Annotated in this window: 14 protein-coding genes; 4 read left to right on the top strand and 10 right to left on the bottom strand. The window is 72.4% G+C overall.

The genetic code is table 11. The features are described from left to right. Window positions 1-60: 60 nt before the first annotated feature. The gene (locus ACFWGN_RS13155; protein WP_377617349.1) at window positions 61-1,329 is read left to right on the top strand and encodes a cytochrome P450; all 1,269 of its coding nucleotides are present in this window, start codon (window positions 61-63) and stop codon (window positions 1,327-1,329) included. 111 nt (window positions 1,330-1,440) lie between these two features. Here ACFWGN_RS13155 and ACFWGN_RS13150 read toward each other — a convergent pair whose 3' ends face one another. Further along, entirely contained in the window at window positions 1,441-2,103 is a 663-nt protein-coding gene (locus tag ACFWGN_RS13150) for a VOC family protein (RefSeq protein WP_191803493.1), read from the bottom strand. Window positions 2,104-2,338: 235 nt separating this feature from the next. After that, a complete protein-coding gene (gene ilvD / locus ACFWGN_RS13145; protein WP_191803495.1) occupies window positions 2,339-4,039 on the bottom strand; it encodes a dihydroxy-acid dehydratase in 1,701 nt (566 codons plus the stop codon). Window positions 4,040-4,125: 86 nt separating this feature from the next. Here ilvD (ACFWGN_RS13145) and ACFWGN_RS13140 point away from each other — a divergent pair, with 86 nt between their 5' ends. Then, on the top strand, window positions 4,126-4,728 hold the full coding sequence (locus tag ACFWGN_RS13140) for a hypothetical protein (protein WP_377617346.1): 603 nt from the start codon (window positions 4,126-4,128) through the stop codon (window positions 4,726-4,728). 102 nt (window positions 4,729-4,830) lie between these two features. On the opposite strand, the gene ilvD (ACFWGN_RS13135) is transcribed toward ACFWGN_RS13140, so the two are convergent. Further along, window positions 4,831-6,693 carry a dihydroxy-acid dehydratase gene (gene ilvD, locus ACFWGN_RS13135; RefSeq protein ID WP_377617344.1) on the bottom strand — a complete coding sequence of 621 codons (1,863 nt, stop codon included), beginning with the start codon at window positions 6,691-6,693 and terminating at the stop codon, window positions 4,831-4,833. A 376-nt stretch (window positions 6,694-7,069) separates the two neighbouring features. On the opposite strand from ilvD (ACFWGN_RS13135), the gene ACFWGN_RS13130 reads away from it, so the two are divergent. Beyond that, entirely contained in the window at window positions 7,070-7,651 is a 582-nt protein-coding gene (locus ACFWGN_RS13130) for a DoxX family protein (protein ID WP_377617342.1), read from the top strand. A 139-nt stretch (window positions 7,652-7,790) separates the two neighbouring features. Here ACFWGN_RS13130 and ACFWGN_RS13125 read toward each other — a convergent pair whose 3' ends face one another. Continuing rightward, window positions 7,791-9,353, bottom strand: coding sequence for a peptide MFS transporter (locus tag ACFWGN_RS13125; RefSeq protein WP_191803502.1), 1,563 nt, complete (start codon window positions 9,351-9,353; stop codon window positions 7,791-7,793). Window positions 9,354-9,439: 86 nt separating this feature from the next. Here ACFWGN_RS13125 and ACFWGN_RS13120 point away from each other — a divergent pair, with 86 nt between their 5' ends. Beyond that, a complete protein-coding gene (locus tag ACFWGN_RS13120) occupies window positions 9,440-10,828 on the top strand; it encodes a cryptochrome/photolyase family protein (protein WP_377617340.1) in 1,389 nt (462 codons plus the stop codon). Window positions 10,829-10,906: 78 nt separating this feature from the next. Here the strand turns inward: ACFWGN_RS13120 and ACFWGN_RS13115 are convergent, their stop codons facing one another. The 6 genes from ACFWGN_RS13115 to ACFWGN_RS13090 all read right to left on the bottom strand — a co-directional run bounded on the left by ACFWGN_RS13115 (window position 10,907) and on the right by ACFWGN_RS13090 (window position 16,207). Next, window positions 10,907-11,479, bottom strand: coding sequence for a GNAT family N-acetyltransferase (locus ACFWGN_RS13115; RefSeq protein ID WP_377617338.1), 573 nt, complete (start codon window positions 11,477-11,479; stop codon window positions 10,907-10,909). 32 nt (window positions 11,480-11,511) lie between these two features. Beyond that, window positions 11,512-13,020 (bottom strand): Asp-tRNA(Asn)/Glu-tRNA(Gln) amidotransferase subunit GatB, encoded by a 1,509-nt coding sequence (gatB, locus tag ACFWGN_RS13110; protein WP_377617336.1) that lies wholly within the window; start codon window positions 13,018-13,020, stop codon window positions 11,512-11,514. Beyond that, complete coding sequence (gene gatA, locus ACFWGN_RS13105) at window positions 13,017-14,534, bottom strand: Asp-tRNA(Asn)/Glu-tRNA(Gln) amidotransferase subunit GatA (RefSeq protein ID WP_191803508.1); 1,518 nt, start codon at window positions 14,532-14,534, stop codon at window positions 13,017-13,019. Before gatA ends, gatB begins: the two co-directional genes overlap by 4 nt. Beyond that, window positions 14,534-14,830, bottom strand: a complete 297-nt coding sequence (gene gatC / locus ACFWGN_RS13100) for an Asp-tRNA(Asn)/Glu-tRNA(Gln) amidotransferase subunit GatC (RefSeq protein ID WP_030152198.1) — start codon at window positions 14,828-14,830, stop codon at window positions 14,534-14,536. The genes gatA and gatC overlap by 1 nt, the downstream gene beginning before the upstream one ends. 82 nt (window positions 14,831-14,912) lie before the next feature. Continuing rightward, window positions 14,913-15,581, bottom strand: a complete 669-nt coding sequence (locus ACFWGN_RS13095) for a DUF4166 domain-containing protein (protein WP_377617334.1) — start codon at window positions 15,579-15,581, stop codon at window positions 14,913-14,915. Next, complete coding sequence (locus ACFWGN_RS13090; protein ID WP_377617332.1) at window positions 15,578-16,207, bottom strand: SRPBCC family protein; 630 nt, start codon at window positions 16,205-16,207, stop codon at window positions 15,578-15,580. Before ACFWGN_RS13090 ends, ACFWGN_RS13095 begins: the two co-directional genes overlap by 4 nt. Window positions 16,208-16,485 lie beyond the last annotated feature (278 nt).

Below are 16,485 nucleotides of genomic sequence, written 5' to 3'. Positions count from 1 at the left end.
TTTTCCACGGGTGAGAACTCCCCATCCCGCGTGCCGCCCGGATGGGCCAGACTGTCGGGCATGCTTCCCACGACCCGCCACGAGGTGGACCTCCTGCGCCGTGCACGCCCCGGCATGGCCGCCGTGCTGCTCGGCGGCCATGCCGCGCGTCGGCTGCCCGGTCCGCCCCTGCGCAAGGTGCCCGGGCTCGGCTGGGTCACGGCCGACCCGGTCGTCGCCCGCACGGTCCTGGGCGACCACCGCTCGTTCACGATCGTGGGCGAGGGCGGGGTCGGGCACCTGTGGGCGCAGATCCTCGGCGACTGGGTGCTCGACCTGTTCGACGGCGCGGGGCACCACGAGCTCCGCTCACGCTCGCGCGAGCTGTTCACCGAGGGCAGCTCGGCCGAGCTCGTCGCCGGGGCGTGGTCGGGTCCGCTCGCCGACGCCCGGACCGCGCTGCGCGAGGGGGCGACGGTCGACGTCGCGCGCCTTGCCCGCGTGCTCGTGGGCCGCATGATGATCTCGCTCCTGGGCGTGCCGGCCCCGGCGGACCGCGCTCCGGGCGCGGGGACCTGGCCCGCCGACGACGACGCGCTCACGGTCTTCGAGACCGGCGAACGCCTCGCGACGATCGCCCTGGGCAGCGCGGGCTCGACCCACCTGTCCCCCGGGCAGGTCGCCGCGGCGCGCGAGATCGTGGCCGAGCTCACGCGAGGGGTTCCCGCCGGGTGGCGCGACGCCCCCGGCGACACCCTTCTCGGCCGGTGCCGCGAGCTGGGGCTCGGACTCGAGGAGACCACGGGGCTCGCGTGCCTGCTGATGGTCGCGGGGACGGAGACCTCGGCCTCCGCGATGGCCCGGACCACCGCTCTGCTCGTCGACACGGGCGAGCAGCACCGGCTCCTGGACCTGATGCGCGTCGACGCAGAGCGCGAGGCCGCGGGTGAGGTCCGCGGTCCCGGCGAGCCCGACGCGGTCGAGAACGCCGTGCGCGAGGGGCTGCGGGTCACGAGCCCCGCCTCGGTCATCGGTCGGGGCGTCGCGGCCGACGTCGAGGTGGCGGGCCGCCGGCTCGCCGAGGGCGAGCGCATCATGATGCTCGTGTGGAGCGCGAACATCGGCGCCGGCCGGTTCCGTGCCGACCGCCCCTACGTGCGCGAGAGCCGCCAGCTGTGGTTCGGGGCCGGGCGGCACCTGTGCCTGGGCGCGGCCCTGGCGCGTGCGGAGATCGGCGCGCTGCTGCGCACGCTGTGGGGGGACGGGCAGAGCCTGCGGGTCGTCTCGCGCAGCGCTCAGCGTGGGGTCCTGATCCCGTCCTACCGGACGCTGGTCGTGGCCCGCGCGTGACCTCTCCGCGCCGCGGCGCTCCCGAACGGGCCGCGCCGCGAGGTCGCGCGCGCCCTGACGCACGCCGGACCCGACGACCGTCGGGCCGCGACCGTCACGCCGGACGGCCGCTCAGTCGCGCCCGCGCCACGTGCACAGGCACGCCTCGTTGCCCTCGACGTCCGCGAGGACCCAGAACGCCGGCGCCCGGTCGTCCGACACCAGGTGCCCTCCTGCGGCGATGGCTGCGGTCACGCGCGCCTCGACCTGGTCGTGCGGGACTGTGACGTCGAGGTGGATGCGGTTGCGCTGGGGCCGCGGGGCGTCCATCTGCTGGAACCAGACCGGGGGCCCGTAGCCGGCGCGGTCCCCCAGGCCCAGCCCCTCGTCCTCCTCGGGCCCGTCGACGTAGCCCAGGACGGCCCGCCAGAACGGGCGTACCGCGGGCCGGTCCAGCGCGTCGATCGCGATCTCGACCTCGAGGAGGCCGTCGGTCTCGGCCGGGAGGTCGAGCTCCTTGGCGGCCAACGAGATGCGGCGGGCGAGCGTCAGGTCGCGCTTGCTCAGGCCGCCGACGTCGTGGGACGACGTCCGGACGGTCACGGTCGCGTAGCGCAGGTCGACGTCGGGATGGTGGTTCATGCCTTCGGCCAGCTCGCCGATCGCGTCGACCAGCTCGACGCCCGCGGTGAACGAGCCCGTCCTGAACCTGGTCTGCGCGGTGCCGAGCAGCACGCGCCAGTCCTCCACCCCGTCGCTGTCGTGGAATTGTCGGGCGGTGATCTCGTCGCTCATGGCTGCTGCTCCGGTGCGGTGTCGGGTGGACGGGGACCCTGCGGAACGTCGTGGCGAGCCGGGGTCGCGGGCCCTGGCCGGTCGGACCGGGGAGGTGCTGCGACGGAGCGTTCCTTGTCCAACTATCCCGCAGGCGGGGGTCCGTCGCCAGCACGCGCGACGAGCGTGCCGAGCACGTGGGCGGGTCGCGTCCGGGCGCTCTCAACGGCCCCGGCCGCGACCGCGTCCAGGCCCCCTACTCGAGGATCGCCCCGCGCGAGGCCGACTGGACGAGCTTGGCGTACTTGGCCAGGACCCCGCGCGTGAACTTCGGGGCGAGCGGCGCCCAGCCCTCCTTGCGGGCCTCGATCTCGGCGTCCTCGACCAGCAGGTCGAGCGTCTTGCGCGCGACGTCGAGCCGGATCCGGTCGCCGTCGCGCACGAACGCGATCGGTCCGGCGTCGACCGCCTCGGGTGCGACGTGGCCCACGCACAGCCCGGTCGTCCCGCCCGAGAAGCGCCCGTCCGTCAGGAGCAGCACGGTCTTGCCGAGGCCCGCTCCCTTGATGGCTCCCGTGATCGCGAGCATCTCGCGCATGCCCGGTCCGCCCTTGGGGCCCTCGTAGCGGATCACGACGACGTCGCCGTCCGTGATGGTCCCGTCCTCGAGGGCGTCGAGCGCCGCGCGCTCGCGCTCGAACACGCGGGCCGTGCCCTCGAACACGTCCGAGTCGAAGCCCGCGGACTTGACCACGGCCCCCTCGGGCGCGAGCGAGCCGCCCAGGATGGTGATGCCGCCCGTGTGGTGGATCGGGTTGTCGAGCGCGCGCAGGATCTTGCCGTCGGGGTCCGGGGGGTCGATCTCCGCGAGGTTCTCGGCGACCGTCCGGCCCGTGACCGTGAGCGCGTCGCCGTGGATCAGCCCCGCGTCGAGCAGGGCCTTCATGACCACGGGAACGCCACCGATACGGTCGACGTCGTTCATGACGTACCGGCCGAACGGCTTGAGGTCGCCCAGGTGGGGCACCTTGGCGGCGACGCGGTCGAAGTCCGCGAGCGTCAGCTCGACCTCGGCCTCGTGCGCGATCGCCAGCAGGTGCAGGACCGCGTTGGTCGAGCCGCCGAAGGCCATGACCACGGCGATCGCGTTCTCGAACGCCTCCTTGGTCATGATGTCTCGCGCCGTGATCCCGCGGCGCAGCAGCTCGACGACGGCCTCGCCCGAGCGGTGCGCGAAGTTGTCGCGGCGGCGGTCCGCCGAGGGTGGTGCGGCCGAACCGGGCAGCGACATGCCCATGGCCTCGGCGACCGACGCCATGGTGTTCGCGGTGTACATGCCGCCGCACGCGCCCTCGCCCGGGCAGATGGCCCGCTCGATGCGGTCCAGGTCGCCCTTGCTCATGAGCCCGCGCGAGCACGCGCCCACTGCCTCGAACGCGTCGATGAGCGTGACGTCCTTCTCCGTGCCGTCCTCGAGCTTGACCCAGCCGGGCATGATCGAGCCCGCGTAGAGGAACACGCTCGCGAGGTCGAGGCGCGCGGCGGCCATGAGCATGCCGGGCAGCGACTTGTCGCAGCCCGCGAGCAGCACGGACCCGTCGAGCCGCTCGGCCTGCATGACGGTCTCGACCGAGTCCGCGATGACGTCGCGGGACACGAGCGAGAAGTGCATGCCCTCGTGCCCCATCGAGATGCCGTCGGACACCGAGATGGTGCCGAACTGCAGCGGGTAGCCCCCGCCCGCGTGCACGCCTTCCTTGGCGCCCTGCGCGAGCCGGTCGAGCGACAGGTTGCACGGCGTGATCTCGTTCCACGAGCTCGCGATGCCGATCTGGGGCTTGACCCAGTCGTCGTCCCCCATCCCGACGGCGCGGAGCATGCCGCGCGAGGCCGTGGCCTCGATGCCGTCGGTCACGGTCCGGGAACGGGGCTTGATGTCGATGTCGTCGCTGGCCATACCCGAGTATCTCCTCACGGGTGAAGTGCGGCCACAGCGCGCGTGGCGGCTCGCCGAGGCATCGCCTCGTCGGGAAGGATGCCGCGATGACCACGACATATCGCCCCTCGCTCCGGCCCGTCCGCTCTTCCCGGACCACCTCGCTCCCGTCAGCCCGGCGAGCCGTGGTGCTCGCTCCTGTCGTCGCGCTCGCCCTGCTCACGGCCGCGTGCTCGGGCACCTCCGAGCCACGGGTGACGCCCACCGCCACGCCGTCGAGCACGGGCACCGCGGCGGCCACCGAGGCCGCTGTCGACGCCACTCCTGTGGCCCCCGAGCCCACGCCGGAGCCCGACGTCGCCGACGAGTCCCCCGAGGCGAGCTTTCGCGCCTGGCTCACCGCGAGCCGTGCGCCCGCGGTCGAGACGGCCTGCGGCTACATGGCCCCCGCGCTCGTCGACCGGATGGTCGCGGAGATGACCGCGCAGGGGTGGCCCGGCATCACGGACTGCTCGTCGATGATCACGACCACGGCCGAGCTCTACGCCGCGGTCGGCGACGTCGCGGAGGTCGAGATCGCGGTCCGCGAGGAGCGCCCCGACGCGACCGTGCTGTCCGTCGCGTACGCGGGCGGCGCCTGCGGGTCGGCCGTCATGGTCCCTGAGGGTGCGACGTGGATCATCTCCGAGCAGTCCGAGGAGCAGTGCTGACGCACGCACCGCTCACCGCGCGCCGCCGCGCACCAGGCTCCGCACGCGACGACGGGCCCGCCCCCTGCCGGGGGCGGGCCCGTCGTCGTGCCGGTGCGCGGTTCAGCGGCGCTTGAGCAGCGACACGTCGCGCACCGCACCGCGGTCGGCGGACGTCGCCATCGCGGCGTAGGCCTGCAGCGCGGGCGAGACGTAGCGGTCGCGGTCGACGGGCTGCCAGGGGCTCTCCGAGGCCTCCATCTTGGCGCGGCGCTCGGCGATCACCTCGTCGGGCACGTTGAGGCGGATGAGGCGCGTATCGACGTCGATCTCGATCTCGTCGCCGTCCTCGACCAGGCCGATCACGCCACCCGCGGCGGCCTCGGGCGAGACGTGACCCACCGAGATCCCGCTCGACCCGCCCGAGAAGCGCCCGTCGGTGATGAGTGCGGTCACCTTGCCGAGGCCGCGTCCCTTGATGAACGACGTGGGGTAGAGCATCTCCTGCATACCCGGCCCGCCTGCGGGGCCCTCGTAGCGCACGACGACCACATGGCCGGGCTCGACCTGCTTGGTGAGGATCTTCTCGACGGCCTCGTCCTGCGACTCGCAGACCAGGGCCCTGCCGACGAAGTGGAAGACGTCCGGGTCGACGCCCGCGGTCTTGAACACCGCGCCGTCCTCGGCGAGGTTGCCGCGCAGCACGGCCAGGCCGCCCTCGACCGTGTAGGCGTTCTCGAGGTCGCGGATGCACCCGTTCGCGGCGTCGACGTCGAGGGACTCCCACCGGTTCGACGTCGAGAACGCCTGCGTGGTGCGGACCCCGCCCGGCGCGGCGTGGAACAGCTCGACAGCCTGCTCGGTCGCCTTGCCTCCGCGCACGTCCCAGTCGTCGAGCCACTCGCGCAGCGTCGGGGTGTGCACCGACGTCACGTCGTGGTCCAGGAGACCGGCACGGTCGAGCTCGCCCAGGAGCGCGGGGATGCCGCCCGCGCGGTGGACGTCCTCCATGTGGAAGTTGGGGTGGTTCGGCGCGACCTTGGACAGGCACGGGACCTGGCGGCTGATGCGCTCGATGTCCGTCAGGTCGAAGTCGATCTCGCCTTCCTGGGCGGCCGCGAGGATGTGCAGGACCGTGTTGGTCGAGCCGCCCATCGCGACGTCGAGCGTCATGGCGTTGGCGAACGCGGCCTTGGTCGCGATGTTGCGCGGCGCGGCCGAGTCGTCCTCCTCGTCGTAGTACCGACGCGCGAGGTCGACGATCGTGCGGCCTGCCTCGAGGAAGAGCTCCTTGCGCGCGGCGTGGGTCGCGAGCGTCGAGCCGTTGCCGGGCAGGGACAGGCCCAGGGCCTCGGTGAGGCAGTTCATCGAGTTCGCGGTGAACATGCCCGAGCACGAGCCGCACGTGGGGCACGCGGCCTCCTCGACCTGCGCGAGCGCCTCGTCGCTGACGTTGTCGTCCGCGGCGTAGTTGATCGCGTTGACGAGGTTCAGGCGCGTCGAGGCCACACCGTCGGCGACGACGACCTTGCCCGCCTCCATGGGGCCGCCGGAGACGAAGATGACGGGGATGTTGAGGCGCAGCGCGGCGTTGAGCATGCCGGGCGTGATCTTGTCGCAGTTGGAGATGCACACGATGGCGTCCGCGCAGTGCGCGTTGACCATGTACTCGACCGAGTCCGCGATGAGGTCGCGGCTGGGCAGCGAGTAGAGCATGCCCGCGTGGCCCATCGCGATGCCGTCGTCGACCGCGATGGTGTTGAACTCCTTGGAGACGCCGCCGGCCTCGCGGATCGCGGACGCGACCAGGTCGCCCATGTCCTTGAGGTGGACGTGGCCCGGTACGAACTGCGTGTACGAGTTCGCGATCGCGATGATCGGCTTGCCGAAGTCCTCGGAGCCCATGCCGGTGGCGCGCCAGAGCGCGCGGGCACCGGACATGTTGCGGCCGTGGGTGGACGTCCGAGAGCGCAGGGGGCGACTCATGGCGGTTCAGCTCCTTCACGTGGTGCTGCGGCCTGGGAGGTGACCGCTCGGACACACTACGCCCGCCCCGGACCCCGCAGGTCGGGCGTCCGGCTCGTGGTCCCCGCCGGGAGGCAGCGCTCCCACCGGGGACCGGATGTGCGATCCCCTACGTAGCACCACCGATACGGGAAAACCCGTCAATCTGCTCAAAAGGTTGCAGGCGACTTCACCCCGGTGGTTAGTTGACAGGGCTGCTCGGACCCCGCCGCCACTGGCCCGCAGAGGCCGATCCCTCGACCACGAGGGGACCGCGGTCCCCGCAGGCAGCACCTCGTCCCGCACCCCGGCCCCGCGCCGTCCGGCGGACGACCCATCGACCAGGGAGACCAGACCCATGAGCCAGGCCACCGCTGCACCGACCCTGAACCCCCGCTCCACGTCCATCTCGACCGACCCCACGGCCGCACCGCACGCGACCACGCCCCCTGTCGTCACGCTGCCCGCGGCACGCCGAGCGCTGGCCGTGCTGCGCATCGCGATCTCGCTCGTCTTCCTGTGGCCCGTGCTCGACAAGACCTTCGGCCTGGGCTACGCGACCCCCGCCGAGCGTGCGTGGGTCGGCGGGGGTTCCCCGACCCAGGGCTACCTGTCCTCGCTCTCGGGGCCGTTCGCCGACACGTTCGGCGCCCTGGCCGGCCCCGCGACCGACTGGCTGTTCATGCTCGGCATGGGCGCGACGGGCCTCGCGCTCCTCCTGGGCGTCGGGACGCGCGTCGCCGCGGTCTCGGGCACGCTCCTTATGGCGCTGCTGTGGGCCACGACGTGGCCCGTGGCCGTGGGCTCCACCAACCCGGTCGTCGAGGACCACGTCGTGACCGCGCTCGTCGTGGTCGTCGTGGCCCTGACCCGTGCGGGCAGCACGTGGGGGCTGGGCGGGGTCGCGGAGCGCGTGGGCGTGCCAGCCTGGATGCGCTGAGGCGACCCGTCGCCCGGCATGCCCGACGGCGCCACGCGCCCGGGTGCAGCGACGCACCCGCGCGCGTGGCGCCGTCGGGCGTGCGGCACCGTCAGTACCCGGACGTCCCCGCCGGGCAGCCGTCCCGCACTGTCACCCGCTAGTGCGCGGGTGCCGCCGCCTCCTGCGCGTCCGCGTGCCGGATGTGTCGCGTGACCCACGGGGCGAGCGCGAACAGGACGAGCGCGAACGCCATGGTGATCGCGCCGACGACCCCGAAGTACGCGGTGTCCGACGCCCCCTGCGTGACCTGGACGATCTGGGCCGTGATCGCCTGCCCCGCCGCGGGGGCCAGGAACCACAGCGCCATGGCCTGGCTGCGGAACGCCTTGGGCGCGAGCAGCGTCGTCGCGGCCAGCCCCACCGGGGACAGGCACAGCTCGCCGAGCGTCTGGATGACGTACACCGAGACCAGGACCCAGGCCGGGGCCTTCTCGTCCGCGAAGATCGCCGACGCGGCCGAGAGCCACACGAACGAGAGCGCCGCGAGCGTCAGGCCCATCGCGAACTTCACGGCCGTCGGCGGGCGGTCCTTGGTCTTGACCCAGATCCACGCGAACACCGGTGCCAGGACCACGATCGAGAACGGGTTCACGGACTGGAAGAACGCGGGCTCGATCGCGATCCCGAAGAACGAGAGCTCGGTGCGGTTCTTCGCGAAGCTCGACAGCGTCGTGGCCGCCTGCTCGAAGATCATGAAGAACAGCATGGCCGCGACGAACAGCGGGATGTACGCCGTGAGCCGCGAGCGCTCGGGGGCCGTGACCTTGGGCGAGCGGAACATCACCAGGAAGTAGGCGATGGGTGCCGCGAACGCGACGTAGGACAGCGTGTCGATGAACGTCGAGATGCCGAACGCCCCCGACACGGCCCAGGCGATGAGCGCCGCGACCACGAGCCCCGCGAGGATGAAGAGCCCGATCCGGACGAGCTTCGGGTACTCCTCGCGCGTGAGCGGGTTGGGCACCGAGTCCCCCGCGCCCCCCAGGTACTTGCGCCCCGCGACGAAGAACACGAGGGCGATCGCCATGCCGACCGCCGCGACCGCGAAGCCCGCGTGGTACCCCCACTGCCGGTTGACGAACCCGACGATGATCGGCGACAGGAGCGAGCCGAGGTTGATGCCCATGTAGAAGATCGAGAAGGCCGAGTCGCGGCGCGGATCGTCGCGCGTGTACAGCTCGCCCACCATCGAGGACACGTTGGGCTTGAGCAGCCCCGTGCCGAGCGCCACGAGCGCGATGCCGAACATCGAGAAGCCGGCCCCCGGGATCGTCAGGGAGACGTGCCCCGCCGCGATGATGATCCCGCCGTACAGGACCGAGCGCCGCGAGCCGATGACCCGGTCCGCGAGCCAGCCGCCGACCACCGACAGCAGGTAGACGCCCGTGCCGTAGATCGAGACCAGGGCGAGCCCCGTGACCTCGTCGAGGGCCAGGCCCCCGTCGGCGATCGAGTCCGTCAGGTAGAAGAGCAGGATCGCGCGCATCCCGTAGTAGCTGAACCGTTCCCACAGCTCGGTGGTGAACAGGGTCATCAGCCCGATCGGGTGGCCGAAGAACGCGTGGTCGCGCGGGACCCGGCCGGCGGCAGGGGCTGCCTCGGCCTCGAGCCGGGGGTCCGGGAGGTCGGGCTGGACGGGCCGCTCGTCGTTGCCGCTCATGGATCGATGCTGCCACCGGCAGGTGGTCGTGGCGACTGGTGGCGGCCCGTGTGCACGCAGCGCCCGGCCCCGGCTAGCGTGGGCGGATGCCCTCCCCCGCACCGACCGTCCTGTGGTTCCGCCGCGACCTGCGCCTGGCCGACAACCCGGCCCTGGGCGAGGCCGAGGGCGAGGCGCGCGCGACGGGGAGCGACGTCGTCGGGCTCTACGTCCTGGACCCCGCGCTCTGGGCGTCGGCCGGACCCGTGCGGCAGGCATACCTGGCCCGCAGCCTGCACGGGCTCGACGCCTCGACCGGCGGCCGGCTCGTGGTGCGCCACGGCGACCCGCGCGAGGTCGTGCCCGCGGTCTGCGCCGAGGTCGGCGCGCGGTCCGTGCACGTGGCCGCGAGCTACGAGCCCTACGGGCGTCGCCGCGACGACGAGGTCGAGGCGCTCCTCGCCCAGCGCGGCACGCGGTTGCAGCGGACGGGTTCGCCCTACGCGGTCGCGCCCGGGCGCGTCCGCACGCGCGGTGGGACGCCCTTCCAGGTCTTCACGCCGTTCCGGACGGCGTGGCTCGAGCACGGCTGGCGCGCTCCCGCTCCCCTGCCCGACGACGTCGCGTGGGCCATGCTCACGTCCGACGGTCTCCCGGACGCACCGGACGTCCGGGCACGGCTGCCGGCCGCAGGCGAGGCGGCGGCGATCGACCGCTGGCGCGCGTTCCTGGCCGACGGCCTGGCCGACTACCCGACCGACCGCGACCGCCCCGACCTCGCGGGGACCTCGTACCTGTCGCCCGCGCTCAAGTGGGGCGAGATCCACCCGCGGACGCTGCTCGCGGACCTCGCGTCGGCCGTCCGCTCGGGCGCGGTGCCCGAGGAAGCCGCCGCGACCTACCGCTCGGAGCTCGCGTGGCGCGAGTTCCACGCCGACGTCCTGTTCCACCACCCTGGCGCTGCTCGGCGCTCGCTGCGGGCCGTGGTCCCCGAGGACGCATGGGCCGGCGGAGCCACCGAGGACGCGCTGCTCGGCGCGTGGCGCGAGGGCCGCACAGGCTACCCGATGGTCGACGCCGGGATGCGCCAGCTCCTCGGCACCGGGTGGATGCACAACCGCGTCCGGATGCTCGTCGCGTCGTTCCTCGTCAAGGACCTGCACGTGCGCTGGCAGCGCGGGGCCGAGCACTTCATGGCCCACCTGGTCGACGGCGACGTGTCGCAGAACCAGCTCAACTGGCAGTGGGTCGCGGGGACCGGGCGCGACGCCGCGCCGTACTTCCGGATCTTCAACCCGGTCACGCAGGGCCTGAAGTTCGACCCCGACGGCGCCTACGTGCGCGAGTGGGTGCCCGAGCTGCGCGGCATCACCGGCAAGGCCGTGCACGAGCCGTGGAAGCTCCCCGGTGGTGCTCCCGGGTATCCCGAGCGCATCGTGGACCACGCGGTCGAGCGCAAGGTGTCGCTCGAGGACTTCGAGCGCGCGCGACGCTGACCGCCCCGGACACGACAGGACGAGCGTGACCCGGAGGTCACGCTCGTCCTGGTGTCCAGCCCGGCGGGGTGGTCGTGCTCAGAGCCCCGCGCGGAACTCGTCCTCGAGGATGCTCATGACGATCGCGTCGGCCCAGCCGTCGCCGTCCCGGAACGCGTCGCGGAGCCGGCCCTCCTCGCGGAAGCCCAGCGACTCGTAGAGCATGCGAGCCCGCGGGTTGATGCTGAGCACGTCGAGGCTCACGCGGTGCAGGTGCGGACCCTCGGGGTGGTCGAACGCGAAGCGCAGGACCTCGAAGATCGCCTCGCGACCGTAGCCGCGCCCCCGGTAGTTGGGGAGCAGGGCCAGGCGAAGGTTGGCCGAGAGCGCGTGCTCGTCGATGTCGTTGAGCACGATCTCGCCGAACATCTCGTCGCTCACGAGCTGACCGTCCCGCTTGGCCGGCGAGGTGATGGCCCAGTCGTAGCGGCCCTCGCGGTCGCTGATCGTGGCCGCCCACTCGTCGATCTGCTCGCGCGTGAACTCGGCCGTGGTCCCCGTGAGCCGGTTGGACTCCGGGTCCTGCACGGACTCCCACATGCGCTCGGCGTCGCGAGCCTCGATGGGTCGCAGCCGCATCATCTCGCCGTAGAGCTCGGGTCCGCGTGTCACGCGACCACCTCCGTGGTGCTTCGGGGCACGGATCAACCGATCCGCTCGATGACCAGCTCGCGGACGCGCCCGGCGTCGGCCTGGCCCTTGGTGGCCTTCATGACCGCTCCGATGATCGCACCGATGGGCCCCATGTTGCCCGAGCGAACCTTCTCGACGACGTCGGGCTGGGCCGCGAGGGCGGCGTCGATCGCCTCGAGGAGCGCGCCGTCGTCCGAGACGACCTCGAGCCCGCGTGCGACCACCACGGCCTCCGGGTCGCCCTCGCCCGCGAGGACGCCCTCGAGGACCTGACGAGCCAGCTTGTCGTTGATCCGGCCCGAGTCGACGAGCGCCTGGAGCTGGGCGATCTGCGCGGGCGTGACCGCGATCTCGGCGATCTCGGTGTCGCTCGTCTTGGCGTAGCGGGCGAGCTCACCCATCCACCACTTGCGTGCGGCCGCGGGGCTCGCACCGGCCGCGACGGTCGCCTCGATGAGGTCGAGAGCGCCCGCGTTGACGACGTCCCGCATCTCGGCGTCGGCGTAGCCCCACTCGCCCTGGAGGCGGTTGCGGCGCGCGACGGGGAGCTCGGGCAGCGTGGCGCGGATCTGCTCGACCCAGTCACGGCTCGGTGCGACGGGCACCAGGTCCGGCTCCGGGAAGTAGCGGTAGTCCTCGGCGTCGGACTTCACGCGACCGGCCGTCGTGACCGAGGTGTCCTCGTGCCAGTGACGCGTCTCCTGGATGACCGTGCCGCCCTCGTCGAGGACGGCGGCCTGACGCGAGACCTCGTAGCGGACCGCGCGCTCGATCGAGCGGAACGAGTTCACGTTCTTGGTCTCGGTCCGCGTGCCGAGCGGCGACTCGGGGGTCGCGCGCAGGGAGAGGTTCACGTCGGCGCGGACGTTGCCGCGCTCCATGCGTGCCTCGGACACGTCGAGCGCACGGAAGATGTCGCGCAGCGTCTGGACGTACGCACGAGCGACCTCCGGGGCGCGCTCCCCCGCACCCGTGATGGGGCGCGTGACGATCTCCACGAGCGGGATGCCCGCACGGTTGTAGTCGACGAGCGAGTACTCGGCACCGTGGATGCGCCCGGTCGCCCCGCCGACGTGGGTGTTCTTGCCCGCGTCCTCCTCCATGTGCGCACGCTCGATGTCGACGCGGAAGATCGTGCCGTCCTCGAGCTCGACGTCCAGGTAGCCGTCGAACGCGATGGGCTCGTCGTACTGCGACGTCTGGAAGTTCTTGGGCACGTCCGGGTAGAAGTAGTTCTTCCGGGCGAAGCGGCAGGACTCGGCGATCTGGCAGTTGAGCGCGAGCCCGATCTTGATCGCGTACTCGACGGCCTTGCCGTTGACCACGGGCAGCGCGCCGGGCAGCCCGAGGCTCACCGGGGTCACCTGCGTGTTGGGCTCGCCGCCGAACTCGACCTCGGCAGCGCAGAACATCTTGGTCTTGGTGCCGAGCTCGACGTGCACCTCGATGCCGATGACCGGGTCGTAGCGGCGGACGGCCTCGTCGTAGTCGACCAGGTCCACGGTTGCGTGTGCGCTCATCGCGCGACCTCCAGCTCCGGGGCCTTGGCCAGCAGCGGCCCGCCCCACGTGTTCTCCAGGGCGGCCTCGAGAGCGGCGCCCACGCGGTACAGACGGTCGTCGGCCTTGGCCGGCGCGAGGATCTGGAAGCCGACGGGCAGGCCGTCGTCCGAGAGACCGTTCGGCAGCGACATGCCCGGGACGCCCGCGAGGTTCGCGGGGATCGTCGCGACGTCGTTGAGGTACATCGCGAGCGGGTCGTCGAGCTTCTCGCCGAACTTGAACGCCGTGGTGGGGGCCGTCGGGGAGACCAGGACGTCGGCCTGGGCGAACGCCGCGTCGAAGTCGCGCTGGATGAGCGTGCGGACCTTCTGCGCGCTGCCGTAGTAGGCGTCGTAGTAGCCCGCCGACAGTGCGTACGTGCCGAGGATGATGCGGCGCTTGACCTCGTCGCCGAAGCCCTGGCCGCGGGTCGCGGACATGACGCGCTCGGCCGTGACGGGACCGTCCTCCGGCTCGACGCGCAGGCCGAAGCGCATGCCGTCGAACTTGGCGAGGTTGCTGGACGCCTCGCTCGGCATGATCAGGTAGTAGGCGCCGAGCGCGTACTTGAAGTGCGGGCACGAGACCTCGATGATCTCGGCGCCGAGCGAGCGCAGCAGGTCGAGCGACTCCGCGAAGCGTGCGCTCACGCCCTCCTGGTAGCCCTCGCCCGAGAGCTCGGAGACCACGCCGACGCGCAGGCCGCGCAGGTCGCCGATCGCGCCCTGGCGGGCCGCGTCGACGAGCAGCGGCAGGTCCTCGTTGATCGAGGTCGAGTCGCGGGGGTCGTGGCCGCCGATGAGCTCGTGCAGGAGCGCCGAGTCGAGGACGGTCCGCGTGACGGGGCCTGCCTGGTCGAGCGAGGACGCCATGGCGATGAGGCCGTAGCGGGACACGCCGCCGTAGGTGGGCTTGACGCCGACCGTGCCGGTCACGGCGCCGGGCTGACGGATCGAGCCGCCCGTGTCGGTGCCGATCGCGAGGGGCGCCTCGTAGGCGGCGACGGCCGCGGCCGAGCCACCGCCCGAGCCGCCGGGGATGCGGTCGAGGTCCCACGGGTTGTGGGTGTTGCCGTACGCCGAGTGCTCCGTCGAGGAGCCCATGGCGAACTCGTCCATGTTGGTCTTGCCGAGGATCGGCAGGCCCGCGGCGCGGATGCGCTCGACGAGCGTCGCGTCGTAGGGAGGGATCCAGCCCTCGAGGATCTTGGAGCCGGCCGTCGTGGGCAGGCCCTTGGTGACGACGACGTCCTTCACCGCGATGGGCACGCCCGCGAGGGGGTGCAGGTCCTCGCCCGCGGCGCGGCGCGAGTCGATGTCGCGAGCCGTCGCGAGGGCGTCCTCGGTGCTCACGTGCAGGAACGCGTGGACCGCGGTGTCGACGTCACCGATGCGGTCGAGGTGCGCCTGCGTCGCCTCGACGCTGCTCACCTCGCCGGAGACCAGGTGCGCGGCGAGGTCCGCGGCACTCAGCCGCGTCAGGTCGTTCGTCATCATTCCTCCCCGAGGATCTGCGGGACGCTGAAGCGTCCGTCTTCGCTGGCCGGTGCTGCGGCGAGGACGTCCTCGACGGGCAGCGGCGGCACGGGGACGTCGTCTCGGAAGACGTTGGTCAGAGGGAGCGGGTGGCTCGTGGCGGGGACGTCAGGAGTGGCGACCTCGCTCACCTGGGCGATCGCATCGACGATGACGTCGAGCTCGCCGGCGAGGCGGTCGAGCTCCTCGGGCCGGAGGTCGATGCGGGCCAGCACGGCGACGCGCGCGACCTCATCACGGGAGATGGTGGACATGGTCGTCAGTCTAGTGCCCGACGACGGCGGTCACGGGGGCGTCCGGCGCACCGTGGCGGTCGCACCACGTGGGCGGCGGGCGTCAGGTCCGCTGCTCGTGCCGACGGGGCTTGAGACGGTCGGGCGCGTCGCGCGCGGGGGTCCACCCGCACGTGAACGAGCCCCGGTACCCGAAGAGGAACCCGAGCCGTTCGTTGGTGACCTCGAGGTCGACCCGGAACACCGCGTCGGCCTCGTCATACCACTCGTGGAGGTGCGCGCGACCGCTCAGCAGCAGGGGGAACCGGAACCCGACCGGCCCCTCGTAGAACCGTTGGGCGTCGGACGTCAGCACCAGGCCACCGCGCTCGTCCGCTCGGAGGTCGAGGTCGACGGCCAGGTGCTGGTGGGTGCCGAGGTAGTCGACGACCCGGTCACCCACCAGGACCATCGTGGCGTCGAACCGTCGTCGCCTGCCCCGGATCTCGTACTCCCGGACGAACGTCACCGTCTCCCGCCCGAGCGGGTCCAGGTACGGGTAGTTCTCGATCGTGAACGGCACGTCTGTGCCCGTGTCGGGCACGAGGATGTTGCGGAGCCGGCCGAGCTGGAGGAAGGGTACGGTCCACCACGGTCCACGACGGACCTCGGACATCACGCCGCGACCGGTGCACGCCTCGCCGCTGTCGAGCCCGACCGAGAACCGGCGCTGCAGCATGGGGTGCAGCCGCGCGAAGTCGGGGCCCATGGCCTTCTGGAAGATCGACGTCATGGTGCGCTCCTCGGTGCGGGGAGGGACACGAGCGTCGCTGGTGCGTCGCGCAGGTGGTCGTCCCGGCGCCGGCCACGAGCCGGAGCCCGGCGGCAGCGCCCTGCGCGCGGTCGCTCGGGCCGCCAGAGCCACAGGACGCTGCGCAGCGGCCAGCGCTCGGGCGGCTCGCCGCGCTCTGCCCAGATGCGCAGGCGATCGAAGCTCCACGCCGTGGCCCAGCCCAGAGCGGGTCGTGCGACACGGTCCAGGAGCCGCCCCCAGCCGGGGACGTAGTCGTAACCCGTGACGAAGCAGACGCCGTCCCCGGCCGGCACGTAGCGCCAGTAGCCACGGCCGGAACGAATCGGTGACAAGGGGTCCGACGTCGCGAACCGCAGGGCCGAGGTGCGGGAGCCCTCCCGCCCGCTGGTGTCGCCGATGCTCACGCCGTCGCCGGCGACCGTGCGGAGCGGCAGGCGGCGTGTGTACGTGAACCGGGTAGCCCCGGTTCCGGTCGGCTCGGTCGGGACGATCCGGGAGAACCGCACGTCCCAACGCACGTGCTGCTCGGGGTCCTGCGTGAGGGACCAGACCGTATCGAGAGGAGCCGCGATGCGCACCTCGACGTAGATACCTCGCGCTCCCATCTCGTCAGGTTAGCGGGGCGGACGCCCCCGAACGCGCCGCCCCGCGGGACGGTCGCCGTGGTCGTCAGGGCATGGAAGTGCCCCGGGCACGGGGTGCTCCGGGGCTGGGTTCTGGTGGGCCGGCCGTGTGGTGGTGGTGTGGTGCTGGCCTGGCGGGCCGGTTGTTCGGGGCTCATGGAAATACCAAAGGCCCACCCCGTGTGGGGTGGGCCTTTGGTGAATGGTTGTCCGGCGGCGACCTACTCTCCCACCCCGTCTCCAGGGCAGTACCATCGGCG

Source organism: Oerskovia sp. NPDC060338, from assembly GCF_042726295.1.
GTDB classification, from domain to species: domain Bacteria; phylum Actinomycetota; class Actinomycetes; order Actinomycetales; family Cellulomonadaceae; genus Oerskovia; species Oerskovia merdavium.
Note: the sequence above shows the minus strand (reverse complement) of the source record. Positions and strands in the feature narration are given on the sequence as shown.

Coding starts and splice junctions, on each gene's coding strand:
- ACFWGN_RS13155 (WP_377617349.1), top strand. CDS start 61: ATGCTTCCCACGACCCGCCACGAGGTGGACCTCCTGCGCCGTGCACGC.
- ACFWGN_RS13150 (WP_191803493.1), bottom strand. CDS start 2,103: ATGAGCGACGAGATCACCGCCCGACAATTCCACGACAGCGACGGGGTG.
- ilvD (WP_191803495.1), bottom strand. CDS start 4,039: ATGGCCAGCGACGACATCGACATCAAGCCCCGTTCCCGGACCGTGACC.
- ACFWGN_RS13140 (WP_377617346.1), top strand. CDS start 4,126: ATGACCACGACATATCGCCCCTCGCTCCGGCCCGTCCGCTCTTCCCGG.
- ilvD (WP_377617344.1), bottom strand. CDS start 6,693: ATGAGTCGCCCCCTGCGCTCTCGGACGTCCACCCACGGCCGCAACATG.
- ACFWGN_RS13130 (WP_377617342.1), top strand. CDS start 7,070: ATGAGCCAGGCCACCGCTGCACCGACCCTGAACCCCCGCTCCACGTCC.
- ACFWGN_RS13125 (WP_191803502.1), bottom strand. CDS start 9,353: ATGAGCGGCAACGACGAGCGGCCCGTCCAGCCCGACCTCCCGGACCCC.
- ACFWGN_RS13120 (WP_377617340.1), top strand. CDS start 9,440: ATGCCCTCCCCCGCACCGACCGTCCTGTGGTTCCGCCGCGACCTGCGC.
- gatB (WP_377617336.1), bottom strand. CDS start 13,020: ATGAGCGCACACGCAACCGTGGACCTGGTCGACTACGACGAGGCCGTC.
- gatA (WP_191803508.1), bottom strand. CDS start 14,534: ATGACGAACGACCTGACGCGGCTGAGTGCCGCGGACCTCGCCGCGCAC.
- gatC (WP_030152198.1), bottom strand. CDS start 14,830: ATGTCCACCATCTCCCGTGATGAGGTCGCGCGCGTCGCCGTGCTGGCC.
- ACFWGN_RS13095 (WP_377617334.1), bottom strand. CDS start 15,581: ATGACGTCGATCTTCCAGAAGGCCATGGGCCCCGACTTCGCGCGGCTG.
- ACFWGN_RS13090 (WP_377617332.1), bottom strand. CDS start 16,207: ATGGGAGCGCGAGGTATCTACGTCGAGGTGCGCATCGCGGCTCCTCTC.